This is a genomic window from Saprospira grandis DSM 2844 (assembly GCF_000275825.1).
Lineage (GTDB): Bacteria > Bacteroidota > Bacteroidia > Chitinophagales > Saprospiraceae > Saprospira > Saprospira grandis_A.
On the sequence record NZ_JH719942.1, the window covers coordinates 1,428,575 to 1,442,674 of the forward strand.

General features: G+C 46.0%; 13 protein-coding genes. 6 read left to right on the plus strand and 7 right to left on the minus strand.

What is annotated here, in order from left to right:
- Nucleotides 1-670: transposase (locus SAPGRDRAFT_RS06525; protein ID WP_002658151.1), on the plus strand; the 670-nt coding region annotated here is incomplete at its 5' end.
- Nucleotides 671-884: 214 nt separating this feature from the next.
- Here the strand turns inward: SAPGRDRAFT_RS06525 and SAPGRDRAFT_RS06530 are convergent.
- Both SAPGRDRAFT_RS06530 and SAPGRDRAFT_RS06535 read right to left on the minus strand, forming a co-directional pair.
- Nucleotides 885-1,334, minus strand: coding sequence for a T9SS type A sorting domain-containing protein (locus SAPGRDRAFT_RS06530; RefSeq protein WP_002658154.1), 450 nt, complete (start codon nt 1,332-1,334; stop codon nt 885-887).
- A 211-nt stretch (nt 1,335-1,545) separates the two neighbouring features.
- Complete coding sequence (locus tag SAPGRDRAFT_RS06535) at nt 1,546-3,132, minus strand: hypothetical protein (RefSeq protein WP_002658156.1); 1,587 nt, start codon at nt 3,130-3,132, stop codon at nt 1,546-1,548.
- Nucleotides 3,133-3,631: 499 nt separating this feature from the next.
- On the opposite strand from SAPGRDRAFT_RS06535, the gene SAPGRDRAFT_RS06540 reads away from it, so the two are divergent.
- The gene (locus SAPGRDRAFT_RS06540; RefSeq protein ID WP_002658158.1) at nt 3,632-4,258 is read left to right on the plus strand and encodes a hypothetical protein; all 627 of its coding nucleotides are present in this window, start codon (nt 3,632-3,634) and stop codon (nt 4,256-4,258) included.
- Here SAPGRDRAFT_RS06540 and SAPGRDRAFT_RS06545 read toward each other — a convergent pair.
- Nucleotides 4,255-5,541 (minus strand): 1-acyl-sn-glycerol-3-phosphate acyltransferase, encoded by a 1,287-nt coding sequence (locus tag SAPGRDRAFT_RS06545; protein WP_002658160.1) that lies wholly within the window; start codon nt 5,539-5,541, stop codon nt 4,255-4,257. The genes SAPGRDRAFT_RS06540 and SAPGRDRAFT_RS06545 overlap by 4 nt on opposite strands.
- A gap of 89 nt (nt 5,542-5,630) precedes the next feature.
- Here SAPGRDRAFT_RS06545 and SAPGRDRAFT_RS06550 point away from each other — a divergent pair, with 89 nt between their 5' ends.
- The 4 genes from SAPGRDRAFT_RS06550 to SAPGRDRAFT_RS06565 all read left to right on the plus strand — a co-directional run bounded on the left by SAPGRDRAFT_RS06550 (nt 5,631) and on the right by SAPGRDRAFT_RS06565 (nt 8,970).
- A complete protein-coding gene (locus tag SAPGRDRAFT_RS06550; RefSeq protein WP_002658162.1) occupies nt 5,631-6,656 on the plus strand; it encodes a M90 family metallopeptidase in 1,026 nt (341 codons plus the stop codon).
- 255 nt (nt 6,657-6,911) lie between these two features.
- A complete protein-coding gene (rbfA, locus tag SAPGRDRAFT_RS06555; protein WP_002658163.1) occupies nt 6,912-7,319 on the plus strand; it encodes a 30S ribosome-binding factor RbfA in 408 nt (135 codons plus the stop codon).
- Nucleotides 7,320-7,331: 12 nt separating this feature from the next.
- Nucleotides 7,332-8,582: an ABC transporter permease gene (locus tag SAPGRDRAFT_RS06560; RefSeq protein ID WP_002658165.1), complete on the plus strand. Its 1,251-nt coding sequence runs from the start codon at nt 7,332-7,334 to the stop codon at nt 8,580-8,582.
- Nucleotide 8,583: 1 nt separating this feature from the next.
- Entirely contained in the window at nt 8,584-8,970 is a 387-nt protein-coding gene (locus SAPGRDRAFT_RS06565; protein WP_002658166.1) for an SET domain-containing protein, read from the plus strand.
- 190 nt (nt 8,971-9,160) lie between these two features.
- Here the strand turns inward: SAPGRDRAFT_RS06565 and SAPGRDRAFT_RS06570 are convergent, their stop codons facing one another.
- The 4 genes from SAPGRDRAFT_RS06570 to SAPGRDRAFT_RS06585 form a co-directional block, all read right to left on the minus strand.
- On the minus strand, nt 9,161-10,105 hold the full coding sequence (locus SAPGRDRAFT_RS06570; protein WP_002658167.1) for a hypothetical protein: 945 nt from the start codon (nt 10,103-10,105) through the stop codon (nt 9,161-9,163).
- 201 nt (nt 10,106-10,306) lie between these two features.
- Nucleotides 10,307-10,921 (minus strand): hypothetical protein, encoded by a 615-nt coding sequence (locus SAPGRDRAFT_RS06575; protein ID WP_002658170.1) that lies wholly within the window; start codon nt 10,919-10,921, stop codon nt 10,307-10,309.
- Complete coding sequence (locus tag SAPGRDRAFT_RS06580) at nt 10,921-11,664, minus strand: redoxin (RefSeq protein WP_253271282.1); 744 nt, start codon at nt 11,662-11,664, stop codon at nt 10,921-10,923. Before SAPGRDRAFT_RS06580 ends, SAPGRDRAFT_RS06575 begins: the two co-directional genes overlap by 1 nt.
- A 331-nt stretch (nt 11,665-11,995) precedes the next feature.
- On the minus strand, nt 11,996-14,008 hold the full coding sequence (locus SAPGRDRAFT_RS06585) for a hypothetical protein (RefSeq protein WP_002658174.1): 2,013 nt from the start codon (nt 14,006-14,008) through the stop codon (nt 11,996-11,998).
- Nucleotides 14,009-14,100 lie beyond the last annotated feature (92 nt).

The window sequence follows — 14,100 nt, forward strand, 5'->3', positions numbered from 1 at the left end:
GACCCTATTAAAGGTTCCAAAATCTTCAAAATATATAATTGGCGAACCTCGACCAGAGCCAATGTATATAAATGTTATAGAGGCTTTTGACCCTACTAAAGCTTTCCCTAATCCCTATCTAAAAAAAGAAGATCGAGAAGAAGAAGGAATCTATTGGCGGCTGTTTACCAACGAGTCTGTAGACACAGAAGAAGAGCTTTTAGATTTACTTAACTGCTATCAACAGCGGTGGAGAATTGAAACATACTTTAAATATTTAAAATCAGATGGCTTTGATATTGAAAACATATGTTTAAGAGATGGAGGCGCCATCCGCAAAATGATACTTATGGCAATTAGTGCATCAGACAAGATCCTTAGGCTACGAGAGGCCGGATTAAACCAAGATAATGAGACTTCAGCGCTTACTATTTTTACTAAGAAAGAGGTTGATTTTCTCGAGACTATTTTTGTAGAACATCTAGACGGAGAAAAAAGAAGCCCTTACAATAGTAATCCATTTAACTCTAAATCAATGGCTTGGGCCTACTGGGTCATAGCCTCGCTCGGAGGCTTTGATGGTATTGTAAAGAAAATAAAACATGCGGCTTCCATTAAAAAAGTAGAGAAAGGACTTGAGCGTTTTTACATTATGTATGACACGGCCAAAATGCTTGGACAGATCACATAAAATAAAAGTGGGTAATAGAAAGGCTTTGGGGCTCGCAGGTCTGCTCGGCCCTGCGGCGGCTGCGCCGCCTTGGTCTGGCGCTCCGCGCCACCCCGCCGCATCGCTAGGCCTGCGGCCCTTCGGGCCTGCAAAACCGCAAAAGGACCAAGTATGAGCACAAAAAAAGGGCAGCAGAACAAACTGCTACCCCTTATACATTTCAGACGACAGGAGATTACTGACGCTTGATAGTTACTTTGCGGTTAAGCTCAGCACCAGACTCATCAGTGATCTGGAACATGTAAGTTCCGTCATCAAGAGTTTCTACATTAAGTGCATTGTAGTTGCTACCTTCATTAAGGTCCATCACACGGTGGGCAGCCAACTCATAACCTTCTTCATCGAACATTTTCATGGTTACGTCCTTCTGCTCTTCAGATTTTAGAGAGAAAACGAAAACATCATTTTCAACGGGATCATCAGAAGCGATCATCTCGATGTTCATTACTTTGGCTACTTTTTCAGCGGCCATAAGGCTAGTGTAGATAGTAGCTACAACTTCTTTGTCATCACCATTGTCCATAAGTAGAACAACAGCTACCATTTTGTCCTCATTTTGAGGTGCAGCAAATGCGAAGCTATTAAAAGCGAGCACAAATGCAAGTACAGCGGTTAGGATTCTCATAATGCATTAGTTTAAGAATGATAAAAATAGAATTCTACATTAAATGTAGGGGGCAAAAGTCAGATTTCCAAATATTTAGGTCACCTTAACCCATAATTAATTTCTATTCATCTATCAATAACGGCATTTAGCCTAAAATATTGGCCTTTCTGACGTAATTCTACTTAAAAGAATGCAAATCAGGCTATTTATCTATATAAAGTTTTGAATTTTAACCTTCTGATGAATCGCTAGGCAAATTGCGCAGGGCAAAGTTTCGTCCATTTTCGTACATAAATTTGCGTATAATTTCTTCTGGACTGAGGTCAAACATCAGGGCCTCTACTTCTTCTTTAGTAAAGAGATCAAAGATAGCTTCTGGTTCTTGCAAAAAGGCATAAAGGTCTTGGGCCAAAAGGGGCATATCGGCGGAGCTAGCATAGCATTCAAAGGGGGCAATCATGCCGTCAAAGTCAGAGCCTAGGGCCAATATATCCCAGGCCGAGGGTTCGTTTACGGCCTTTACGGTAGCAAAAACATTGGCCATAATGACCTGTACATAGAGTTTTCTTCTTTGGGCAGAGCCTTCTACGGTTTCTTCTACGGCCTTTTTGGCCTTATTGCCCATCAGGCGGTATTTATCGAGCATGATGCCTACAATACCCTTAGACTGATGAATTTGGCGAATATCCTCATCCGCTAGGCTGATGGTCCAGCGATTGAGGTAGGCATGTTTATTTTTGGCCTTATTGTCTTTGCGCTTAAAGGCCTTATCATGAATAGAGCAGCCAGCTACAGTAGAATGCGAGCTAATGATGCCTACGGTATCTCCTTGGCTGCGGAGTTCTTCTAGATAGCTATAATACCAAAGGCGGGCATCTAGGCTCATATGTTTTACATCGACTAAAATGCGGCGACCATTTTCTTGGTCTAGCATTTTCTTGATCACTTTTTTGCCCAAGGGGGTCAGCCCATCTCCTACTCCTTTTTTGCCTCCAAAAACAAAGGTTTGTAGTCCGCTAAAGGTTTTGGCATGCCCCGAAAGGCCATTCCAGAAAAAGTGATTGATGTTCATACTCAGAATAGGCTGCTCCAAATAATCTTCCTGTCCTTCTGTTAAGGGCAAAACCCCTTTCATGCGGTCTACATTCTTTAAGTAGAACTGGGCATACTCTTCTGTTTGAGAAATGTCATTTTCTTCTAAGGAAAGACCCAAACTATGCCCCCCTTCTATATTTAATACAATGGCCAATTTATGTTCATCGGCCAAGAGTTCTTGCAGATGCTCCCGGCTTTTGGCCACCTCATATTGCTTGGGTATGGCGTGCATATAGTAATTTTGGCCCTCTGCTTCTAGCACATACTCAATATTGGCCCGCAAATCTTCATAGTAGTTAATCTGGGCCTTACGGCAAGGCATATCCTCTATCTCTACTCCTGAGACACAGGCCATGGTCCCCTTGCCCTTTTTCTTTTCATTCAACAAACGCACATGCATCATTCCCTTCTCTAAAGGCGTAAGCGATAAAAAGCCTAGACCCACATTTCCCTGCATCAAGCCCTCAAAATGGCATTGGGAATAGCGCGGAACCTCCTTAGAGCTACTCACAAATAATTTAGATAATTTGCCCTCACAATTATGATTGATCGGCTCCCAAATACTATAACTGCAAACATCCAGAGAGTTGAACGGCTTGAGCGCAGAATGTAAGTGCACATCCGTATAAGGAAAATCTAAAAGGCTAAAAGATGCCGCCTTTTGCGCCGATAAAGAAAGCCCTAGCAGTAAAAAAAGGGGGAGAAAAAAGACTTTTTTCATTTTTTGATTGTACGTTTATTTAATTTATAAAATTGTATAAAAAAATAGTAGTGCTTTTGGCGCTACTAGTTGTTTCTAATATAGGCATTTTTATTGGGTAATCAACTAATTGTCAAAATTTTGTTATCGTATACAGCTCTATTTTGCGCACTACAAAGGGCCGAAGGCCCGCGGCTGAGGGATAGATAGCAGTGGCCCGAAGGGCCAGACCCAGCTTTTTGAGCAAAGCGAAAAAAGCGCAGGGCCGAGCGAGTAGCGAGCTGCGACATAGCCCGACCCGCCCGAAGGGCGGGGCAGCCCCAAATAAAAATAAGGAATAAGCAGGTTTTATCGAACCTATCGCCCCCTCTTTTCGTCTATATTAAAAGACTTTGTACGATCGTTTAATTTACTAAAGAAAACTTAACTTTTGGTAAGATATTTGGTCTAAATAAAGACCAGATTGGCCCCTTATTGGGCCTTATTTTTTAGCTGACAAGTAGTTTTACGCCCTAATTTTATGTTCAACCTCAACTATCAAGCGCCCAGGCCTATTCATGTTCCGCTAACGGTTAACCGGCAGCGGGCGGTTTTGGAGCATTATATTCAACCCGAAACCAAGCTAGAGCAGATTCTCTTAATGGATCCGGCTTGGCTGCGTGGTGCCTTTTGGGGTAAGCCTCGACCTGGCCATCCCGAGGGGCAAATTCTTTTTCATATCCAAGATATTTTGGCCAATATCAATGCCGTGAATTTTTCGGCAGATGTGCGCCAAGATCTTCGTTTGGTTGCTATTATTCACGATACTTTTAAGTATTTGGAGGAAAACCAGCGCCCCAGAAGAGATTGGTCTAAGCATCATGCGGCAATTGCTAAGCGCTTTGCCAAAAATTACTTGAGCGATGAGCGGCTTTTACAATTGATTGCGCTGCATGATGAAGCCTATTATGCCTGGAGATTTTGGCAAAAAGGCCGAGAAGATGAAGCCGAGAATAAACTGGCCCAAACCTTTAAGCAGCTTGGAGCAGAAAATAAACAGCTCTTCTACAACTTCTTTAAATGTGATACTTGGACAGGCAATAAGACGCAACAACCCATTGCTTGGTTCGAAAATAAAGTGAAGGATATTGATACTTTTCAGTTCTAAAGATCAAAATCTTGACGCAAGGCCTGCAATAGCGATTTTCCCCGCTCTTGCAGGCTTTCTTTTTGGCTAGCGCCCAATTTCATCCAGCGCAATTTGGCCAAAAATAAAAGGGCCACATCTCGCATCCGAACATAAAATAGGCTTAAGCAAAGGACCAATACAGGCAAAAGCAAACCTAGGCCACCAAAGTAAATCAAGCCCAAAACACTCCAAATTAAGCTGTAGGGCAGCCAACAAACTAAGGCTAAGGCGATGGCCATAGGGCCCCAAAAATGCTGACTTTTGGGCGAGCGAATAAAGTGCGCCCTCAGGGCCCGAATAGCCGTAAATAAGGGCCAAGAAAGTAGCCCGCCCGCCAAATAGAGCGGTAAAAACAATATAAATAAAACGGGGGGAATTGGATTTTTCTGAAAAATGGCCAAGGGCAATTTATGCTCGGCCAAAGCGCCAAAATAAGCTCGACAAGCGGCCAAATGCTGCGCTTTTTTCTCTTTCTCCAAAGCATTCAGTTGCTCGGTTAAGCGCTGATCTTCGGCCAAAGCGCCCGCATCGGCCTGTAGGAAGCCGCTGGCTTGGCCCTGGCCCTGACGGGCAAAACTGTAGAGGTATTCGGCCAGTTCTTCATCCTCTTCTCGCTCTATCCAAATGACTTCTTTGGCCAAAGCCTCTCGCATGGCATAGGTCAATAATTTGGCCCCTCTTTGCGGGTCTTTTTGGTAATCTGCTTCAAAATCTCGGACCGAAAAGCGCTCGCCAATGCTAATTTTGACCTCGGCCCGCCAGTTTTTATGATGGCTAAAATTGACCCCAATGGGCAAAACTTGTACTTCTTGGCCCGCTGGTAGTTGGGCCAAAGTAGAAAGTGCCAAACGTGCCGTGCCCGTCCGAAAATGCCGCAAGCGCTTTTCCATCACGCAATTTCCCTCTGGCGCAATGAGCAGCGCCAAACCCTCTTTTAAATAAGCCTGAGATTGCTGTATGGTCGAGGCATTTTGATCCAACTTCCGCAGCCCTTCCTCGGCCCGCATGATGGGCAAAATGTGAATTTGCCGATAAAACCAACGGGCCCAAGGATTAGTAAAAACCGAAGCCCTGGCCCAATAATAAATAGAGCGGGGCAGAAATGCCCCCAAAATGAGCATTTCCGTAAATGCGGTCGAATGATTGACAATAATCAATAAAGGCCCATTTTTGGGCAAGCTCTGCTTTTGTCGCCAATACATCCGGCGAAAAAAACCAAAGAGCAATAATCGAACAAACTGGCGCAATACGGTATAAATCATAAACTAGATATTGGAGGGCAAAACTAGCAGTTTTTAAGCTAAAAGCGGTATTTTCAAGCCAAACTCCAAGCCTCATCTTAGATTTGCCTATGCTACTCTCTGCCAAAAAAATCCGCATCAATCAATTGCTATCCCTAGCCATTGTACTTATTATTAGCGCGACCTTTCATCTATTTACCTTTGTTAGTGCCGTTACTCCCGAGATCTTAATTATACTCATACTGACCAACTTTGTCGTCAGCTATAATATATATAGCATTCTGACCAAAAAATACCGAGAGCGGAAAAAGCTAGAAAACACGCCTTTTCCCGAAAAATGGCGGGAGATTTTAGAGGAATATGTGGCCTTTTATCGTGCGCTTTCTGAAGTAGATAAGCGACGCTTTGAAACCGAAATCCAAATCTTTTTGCATGAAACCCGAATAACGGGCGTCAAAACAGAGGTAGATGACCTCACTTTGGTCCTTGCTGCCGCCAGCGCCGAAATTCCCGTTTTTAGCTTTCCCGATTGGGAGTATGAAAACCTGGGCGAAATCCTTATTTATCCAGCTGCTTTTGATAAAAATTTTCGCACCCAGGGCCATGGCCGCTCTGTTTGGGGCATGGTGGGCACGGGCGTTATGGAGGGCATGATGATTCTCTCTAAACCGGCCCTAATTTCTGGCTTTCAAAATTCTGGCGATAAGCTCAATGTGGGCATTCATGAGTTTGCTCATTTGCTAGATGCCGCCGATGGCAACTACGATGGGGTGCCCGAGGTCTTTTTGCAAAACCAATATTTGGAGCCTTGGCTAGAGGTCATGCACAAAGAAATTGAGAACATCAAGGCGGGCAAATCGAATATGAATCCTTATGGGGCCACCAATAAGGTAGAATTTTTTGCCGTGGCCAGCGAATATTTCTTTGAGCGGCCCGAAGTTATGCAAAAAAGAGAGCCCGAGCTTTACGAGCTGATGCAAAAGATTTTCCAACAAGATACCAAACAGCATTTTCGCCTAGCGGCCCAAGCCATGATGGGCTATAATGGGCGCAAACTGGGCCGCAACAGCCCTTGTCCCTGCGGCAGTGGCAAAAAGTACAAGCAATGCTGCCTTAAAAATGCTCGTCAGTATTAAGAGCGTTTGGGGCTTTAAGCTTCTGAAGGATAAAATTAAAAAAGCTGCCCGCTCTTTTTTACCTTTGCGTTTGGCCCATTGGCCAGGCGTTTATTGGCCTAGCGCTGTGTAGGGGTGCCCCGCAGGGGCAGACCGAGCTGGCGAAGCCAGCGAAGGGCCGAGCGAGCAGCGAGCCCCGCAACATAGCGGCGGCCAAGGGAGGCCAAAGGCCGCCCTGGCCGCAGGCCCCAAAACCAGCATAAAATAATAATAGAAATGGAACAGCAAACGATAAAACAGCGGCAAGTAGCTGCAATGATTCAAAGAGAATTTTCTGTGGTCCTCCAAAATGAAGGCCGCCTCATTTATGGCGATGCTTTGGTGACCGTTACCCGGGTGCGCATGAGCTCTGATATGGGCATTGCTTATGTTTATCTCAGCGTATATAATAGTGTATACAAGCAGGAAGTCATTAAGGAAATGTGGGAACATTTGGTGCGTTTGCGGACCGAATTGGGCAAGCGCATTCGCAAGCAGGTGCGCCGCATTCCTCGCCTCAAGTTTTTTATTGATGACACCTTGGACCAGGTGGAAGAGATCGATAAGCTCTTTCAGCAAATCAATGGAAAACAAAATACGATGCGTTCGATGAAAGAGGCGCAGCAGGACCGTGAAGAGGACTAAATTCCCCAACTTATGCGTTTAGCCTTTTGGATTGCCCTGCGCTATATTTTTTCTAAGAAATCGACCAATGCCATTCATTTGATCTCTGCCATCTCGGTTTTCGGGATTGGCCTGGGGAGTATGGCCCTATTGGTCATTATGTCGGTCTTTAATGGCTTTGAAGAATTGCTCCAAAGCCTGATGAATAGCTTCAAACCGGAGCTGTTGGTCTCGCCTATAGCGGGCAAAGTTTTTTCTCCAGAAGAAGAGCAAATTTTGCGTTTGCAAGATCATCCCGATATTTTGGCCCTTAGCCAAACCTTAGAAGAAATTGCCCTTTTTGAGTATGAGGGCCGGCAAAATTTGGGCAGTCTAAAGGGGGTGGACCCTAGTTTTTGGCAGGTCTTGAGCTTGGATACCTGCATTGAGCGGGGCAAGCGGCCTTTGCCCAAAGACTTTGCCGATGATAGCCAGCCAGTGGGCTTGCTCGGCGCTACTTTGGAGCATACCTTAGGGGTTCGGGCCCTGCGCGATCGGCCTGTAAAGATTTTTATGCCCAAAAGAGAGCTCAAAAAGTATACAGCCACAACGGGAGAGCCCTTTCGCAAGCGGAACTTTTATCCGGGGGCCATTTATGCAGTTCGGCAAATTGACTATGACAATATGGCCATTTTGCCCCTGGCTTTTGTCCAAGATGTATTGGCTTATAAGGCGGGCGAAATTTCGGCTCTAGAGCTGCGCTTGCGGCCTGGCGCCAATGAGCAGAGCGTTCAAGCTGCCGTTCAGGAGATTATGGGCCCAAAATTTAAGGTCCAAAACCGCTACCAACAAGACGAGGCCTTTTATAAAATCACCAATATGGAAAAATGGGTGGGCTTTCTGATTTTTGCCTTCACCCTCCTTTTGGTCGCCTTCAATATGGTGGGCGCGCTTTGGATGCTGGTCCTAGAAAAAAAGGCCGATATTGCCCATTTGCAGGCCATGGGCGCCCAAAAATCGCTTTTGCGCAATATCTTTTTGGCCGAGGGCTTTTTGCTTTCTGCCTTTGGCCTTGTTGGCGGCTGCCTGATGGCCATTTTGCTTTGTGTTTTGCAGCAAGAGTTTGGCTTGGTGGCTCTAGAAGGGGCCGGCAGCAACTTTGTGGTCCAATCTTACCCTGTGAGCATGCGCCTAAGCGACTTCCTGATTGTCATTATTACCGTTTTAATTATAGGAACTGGGGCCGCTTATTTGCCCGCTTTGCGAGCAAGCCGTATTAGTTCTGGACCAAATCAAGCCGATTAAGATGCAACGATTAGACTTTATCTATTTTAAGGATAGCCCCAAGGGGGGCCGAGGCGTTTTTACCGCCGATTATATTCCCAAAGATACCCTCATCGAGATCTGCCCCGTCCTGGTCCTCTCCAATGACGACCGAGAAAAGATTCATCAGACCTTTTTGCACGATTACTATTTTTTGTGGGACAAAGAAGGCAAACAGGCCGCTATTTCCCTGGGTTACGGCTCTTTGTACAACCATTCCTATCAGCCCAACGCCTATTATCAGATGAATAAAGATGGCCAATCTATTGATGTTTATGCGGGCGAGGATATTGAGCCCGGTCAAGAGATTTGCTTCAATTATAATGGCCAACGCTTTGATGATAGCCCGCTTTGGTTCGAGGCAAAGTAATAGATTAAAGATTTGGGGCCTCAGCAGCTAAAGCTGCTGCGCTATGTTGCACAGCTCGCTACTCGCTCGGCCCTGCAGCCCTTTGGGCTTTGGTCTGCGGCTGCGCCGCACTGCTCCACAGCGCTAGGCCAACAAAAAAGCGAGCTCAGCCAAATGGCTGAGCTCGCTTTGCGTTAATGCGGCTGGGCGTTTAAATTGGACCAGCGGGTAATTCATTGGCTGGGCGCAATTGTATTCGAATCAGGCTATTCACATTTTCGTCTAGCTTCATCTCTTCTTGATAGGGCTCAATGAGCGCTTGAGTCCGAATGCGGCCCAAGGGATAATTTTGTCCATCTTGGCGATAAAAACCCACAATTTGTTGCAGCAAATCGCCCATCAAGAGCGCCTGCTGATGTGACTTTTCGCCGAGGAGCTCTGCCGACTCAAGGCCTCGGTCCAAAGCCACCGCACTAAGATCGACTCTCAACTCACTTTGTTGGATTTTAAGCTGTACATCTTCGGGCAAACTGACCCACCATTGCTGCATGGTTTGCAAATTAGCTTGACGAATGCTAGCCGTAGTCAAATAGACCTCACGATCAAAACTCTTCAAGTCTGTCGATACCTTTTTTAGGATATGAATAGAAGTAGAGCCCTCTGTGCTGGCCAGTTCGGCTGTTTTATTGAGCAAAGTAGTATTTACTTTAAAGGTCATTTCTGGGCTACTGCCAATAATTTCTTCTAGGGCCTCACCGGTTTGCTCAATTTGTGGGTCCGTTTGTTCGGGCTGCATTTTGGCCTCATCGGTAGAGCTTAGCTGCGTGACCAGCTCTAATTCTACCTCTTTTCTTTGGATTTGCTGCTGCACATTTTCGGGCAATTGCTCCCACCAGTTACGCAAAGCGGCCAAGCGCTCTGCCGATAATTTCTTTTGGCCCAACTCTTCTTCCTTCATGGCAATTTCAATAGAGTGCTCCTTCATTTCTAAACGAAGAGAGACACTATCGGCTATAGGGCTAGGCGATAAAATTGGGCGTTCTACCAACTCCTTTTCTGTAGGAATTTGACTAAGTGCTGCTGCATCTTTCATTTCTGGCTGGCAGCTATACAGACAGAGCAAGAGGAGGACAAAAGGTCCGTATATGTACTTCATAGGTGTAGGGCGTTGAGCAGCTAAGGTATAAAAATAAAGCCTCTAGTTATTAGGTATACTACTAGAACGTAGAATTATTCTTAATTGCTTAGTAGATAGGCAATTTCCTTAACATTTTCTTCAAAAATATTGCCATGGCCTTAAGCTTTCCCTTTAGTCAATAGATAATTCCTTTATATTCGACAAAAAGGTAGTTTTCGACTATTTAATAGTTTTTTTTGCCAATAGTGTCAGGAGGTTCAGCATAGCTTTGGCCCATTTCAGGTCCTCTGCATCTAGCAAAATGGCAGAGGCTTCAAATCGGAGTTTATTCGCCTCCCATTCAAAGTGCCCTTTCCACTGCCGCTCTAGGCGCAGGAGTTGATGGATCAGTTCTTCATCGAGTAGTTGGTGGACAAAAGCCTCATTTTCTGAGCGGAGCAAGAACTGTTCATCTAGTTTGGCCTCTCCTATTTGGATATCGATCCAGCCTAATTCTGCTTGAATTTGGCTAAGCAGGGTTTCTTGGCCCAAATAAGTTTTAGGCGCAGTTTGGGGCAGCTCTAGCTCGGCAAAAAACTGATAGCTATCGGCTTTATTGCTGCTACGGCTATACTGTTCCATATAGAGTGGAAAGCCGGCCAGTTGGCCTTTGGCGGCTAGGCGAAAAAAGGCCTCATCTTCCTCTGCGCTTAGGCTTTGGAGGGCATATTCGTCGAGCAGAAACTGCCATTGTATTTGCATGGCCTTTTCTTGTCTTTTGTTCCAGTGGGCTAGCAAAAAATAGCTTCCCAAACCGACCAAAAGCAAACTGGCTAATAAGGCAAACAACAACATTATTGATTCATTTTTTTGGCAGAGCAGGCGTATTCTAGTTGATTGTATCGAATTTTAGCTCGACCAAGGGTATTGGCATCTCTAAGGTCTGCCGAAATATAAACCAGTTCCTTTCCTGTAAAGGCAGAAAGTCTAATTTGGTCCTTTTGGATAGTGCCTTCTAAGTGAATGGGGCTTTTGCTAATGCCTGATTTGAGCTCGGCATAAACCGTATTTTGGTCTGTTTTCAGGCTAAGCTGTCCTGGAATTAGATTTTCTTCTTGGTCCAAAATATCTAAGGCCCAATTTCCATTGATATCATGTGCGGGTTCCATATGCAGATCCTTAAAGCGATGTGGGCGGCTAAACTTAGCATATAGTTTAATGGGGAGGTCCTTACCTTTGGCGGCGGCGCCTTTCACCATATAATTACCTTCCATCAGGTCTACTTCTCGAATAAGGCGGAGGTAGTTTTCGGTTTCTTTGAAGTGTACAAAGAGGGTATCGCCCCAAAAGCGGAGGCTATCGGCATAGACGCTATCGTCTCCATTATAGAAAAGCAGGCGGGGTTTATCGACCTCCTCGCTGCTGATGGCTTTAAAGAGGACAGGCACTCGCTCGGCATCTTCTCCTTCTCCAAACATAAAGACCGCTCGCCAGCCGCCGGGTGCAATTTGCTGAAAGCCTTGGCCATTTTCGATAGCAAAGCAGGCGGTTAATAGAAAGCTGAGCGACAGGCTCCCGAGGGCCCATATTTTAGACATATTTTTCATCGGATAGTTTATTTTTTGATTTTAACATCAAACTGCCTGCAAAGTTAAAGAACTAGCGCATAGTTTAGGGAGTTTATGCGGCTATTTTATGCCTTTTTGGTCTAGGAAGGCGGCGAAGCCGCCTGCGAGCGCAGCGAGCCATGGCCCAGCGCTGCGGAGCGGGTGGCCGAAGGCCAGACCGAAGGCGAAACGAAGTGGCGCCTGAAGGGCCGAGCAGACCTGCGAGCCCCGCAGCATAGCGGCGGCCGCCCGCCCTATTTGGGGCGGCCGCGGGCCCCAAAAAAAAGAGAAGCACTTAGTGAAGTACTTCTCTTTGAGTTATCTATTGGTTACAGCTTTTGCAGCATTTTTTATAGTATTTATTGGAGCTATAAAGGCTCACAATGGGAATATCGACGGCGATAAATGCGCCCCAGCGCCAGCCGCTAGTTTTATCGATATTGAGGCTAGCATTGGTTACCTCTCTGAGGTTGGGGCCCAACTGAGCGCCCACCCCAATAGAGAGTGGATATTTGGGTACTCCATAAATGAGGTAAGCGCCGGGAGCAAAGACATTTTCCATCTTTAGCTCGGGTAATTCGCTCACATTATCTTCGCCTTCGCCCTCAAAGCGGAAGGTAGTCAGGGCGCCAAGGTCGATAGCCGAGGCCAAAATACTGATCGAGCCAGCGCCTTTGAAGCCCCAGTTGAAGCTTACGCCAACGGGAGTGGCCAAAGAGTAAAAGCTGCTTGCTCCGATACCGTCTAAGTGTTCTTGGCCGGCAGAAAGGCCCACATAGGCATTGATGGCCACGCTAAAACGAGAGTATTTCTTGATCGCAGAGCCGCCGGGAGGCAAGGCAAAGGCTGAAATAGCCTGGCTCACTTCCTTAGAGGATTTGGCCTGTACCGCCGTAGCGATAAAGCTACCGTACTTCATCAAATTTTTGCGTTCGCAAGCATAATCGTCTTGGGGCAAGAGTTTTTCGATAATGACCAAAGTGTTAATCACGGCAGAAGTATAATGCTTCTTGCGGATATTGAGGCCCAGGGTATTGAGGTCGCCCACAATGCCCAAATAGCGGTCTACAATACTATCTTGCTCGGTAGTGGCGCCCACCAGCTGCTTCTTAAAGTTATAGCCTTCATGCAGCATATTCGAGACTCCCTGAGTAAAATGGTAGTAGTCATCAAACTCCAGTTCCTTCTGGCTTTCGTCTAGGGTAGCGCCTCCTTTGGCACGGCGGCGGGCATTTTTTCTGGCGCGAATATCCTTAGCAATGCGTTGTACATTTTTGCCTTCATCGACAAAGCGCTTGAGGTTATTGACCAGCGAGCGCATCTTAAGGTTATCGCCACGGAGGTCCAAAAGGCTTTCGCCCAATGTTTTCTCCTCATCAATTTGATAATCTTTTCCTTTTTGGTAGAGTAGGCCAAAGAAAATATCATTGAAAGTAGTATCGCGAACAAGGTCCACCACCTCATTGGGCGTCACCCAATAGCCCGATTGGTCTTTTTGCTCCAAGGCCTTAGAGAACAAGCCCAATAGCTTGAGGTTGCGTTGCATCACGGGCACAAAAGCGGCGCTATCATCCTCTGGGGTAAGGACGTGCAAATAGGCATCTTCAGCCATATAGCTCACAATTTGAGCGGGAGGAGTTTGCTCTTGTAAGAGCTCGCCCACCTTAAAAAAGTCGCTCATCATATGGCGCTGCATGGGGCTTTTGATGCGAGAAGAATTTTGCACAAAATCATCTAGGTGGTAGCCTAGGTCATTGAGGTCGGTCAAAAAGCTCTCTCTCAAGACCTCCCAAAAGGCATTAAAGCGGTAAATGTCCTTATCAATTTGGAGCAAAACGGCTGAAGTAGTGGGAAAGAGGTAGCGCATCTCCTCAGATTCTTCCACTTTTTTCTGAAAATCCTTAAAAAAGGCGATCGTCAATTCTTGTTTGGTCCGATTGACCAAAAAATCGGTTAGGCCCATAATAAAGGTAGAGCCAGGCATGCCCAAACCGCTAGCGGCTCCGGCCAAACCACCAAGTGCTCGCTGTCCGTCACCCTCTACGCCTCGGTCTTCCTCGGCCATCACTAGGTCCAAATAGGGCGAAATAAAGGGGTTGTCTTCATAGGCTTCTAGTACATCGGCCTGGCTAGCCGACTTAGCTAGGGGGCGGTCCAAGTTATAGGCCAACAACTTAATGAGTTCTGATTGTGTTGATTTTGTCGTCATCAACATCCCGTCTTCATCAATCATTTCCCGAATTTTTCGGGCGTCATGAATCATCTGGGCTTCAAGGGAAGGGCTTAGGGTAAAGAGCAGCAAAAGGGCTGCAAAATAATGGAGATAGGGTTTCATACAATTGAAATTAAATATGATGAATGTTTGTTTTGGATGTACTTTTGGGGCCTGCGGCCAGCTAGGCTTTGCCTAGCTTGGCCGCCGCTATG

Bases quoted from the DNA above. Each gene is read 5' to 3' on its own strand.
- SAPGRDRAFT_RS06585 (WP_002658174.1), bottom strand. From the start codon at position 14,008: ATGAAACCCTATCTCCATTATTTTGCAGCCCTTTTGCTGCTCTTTACC.
- SAPGRDRAFT_RS06540 (WP_002658158.1), top strand. From the start codon at position 3,632: ATGTTCAACCTCAACTATCAAGCGCCCAGGCCTATTCATGTTCCGCTA.
- SAPGRDRAFT_RS06575 (WP_002658170.1), bottom strand. From the start codon at position 10,921: ATGTTGTTGTTTGCCTTATTAGCCAGTTTGCTTTTGGTCGGTTTGGGA.
- SAPGRDRAFT_RS06560 (WP_002658165.1), top strand. From the start codon at position 7,332: ATGCGTTTAGCCTTTTGGATTGCCCTGCGCTATATTTTTTCTAAGAAA.
- SAPGRDRAFT_RS06580 (WP_253271282.1), bottom strand. From the start codon at position 11,664: ATGTCTAAAATATGGGCCCTCGGGAGCCTGTCGCTCAGCTTTCTATTA.
- SAPGRDRAFT_RS06570 (WP_002658167.1), bottom strand. From the start codon at position 10,105: ATGAAGTACATATACGGACCTTTTGTCCTCCTCTTGCTCTGTCTGTAT.
- SAPGRDRAFT_RS06545 (WP_002658160.1), bottom strand. From the start codon at position 5,541: ATGATTTATACCGTATTGCGCCAGTTTGTTCGATTATTGCTCTTTGGT.
- rbfA (WP_002658163.1), top strand. From the start codon at position 6,912: ATGGAACAGCAAACGATAAAACAGCGGCAAGTAGCTGCAATGATTCAA.
- SAPGRDRAFT_RS06535 (WP_002658156.1), bottom strand. From the start codon at position 3,132: ATGAAAAAAGTCTTTTTTCTCCCCCTTTTTTTACTGCTAGGGCTTTCT.
- SAPGRDRAFT_RS06565 (WP_002658166.1), top strand. From the start codon at position 8,584: ATGCAACGATTAGACTTTATCTATTTTAAGGATAGCCCCAAGGGGGGC.
- SAPGRDRAFT_RS06550 (WP_002658162.1), top strand. From the start codon at position 5,631: ATGCTACTCTCTGCCAAAAAAATCCGCATCAATCAATTGCTATCCCTA.
- SAPGRDRAFT_RS06530 (WP_002658154.1), bottom strand. From the start codon at position 1,334: ATGAGAATCCTAACCGCTGTACTTGCATTTGTGCTCGCTTTTAATAGC.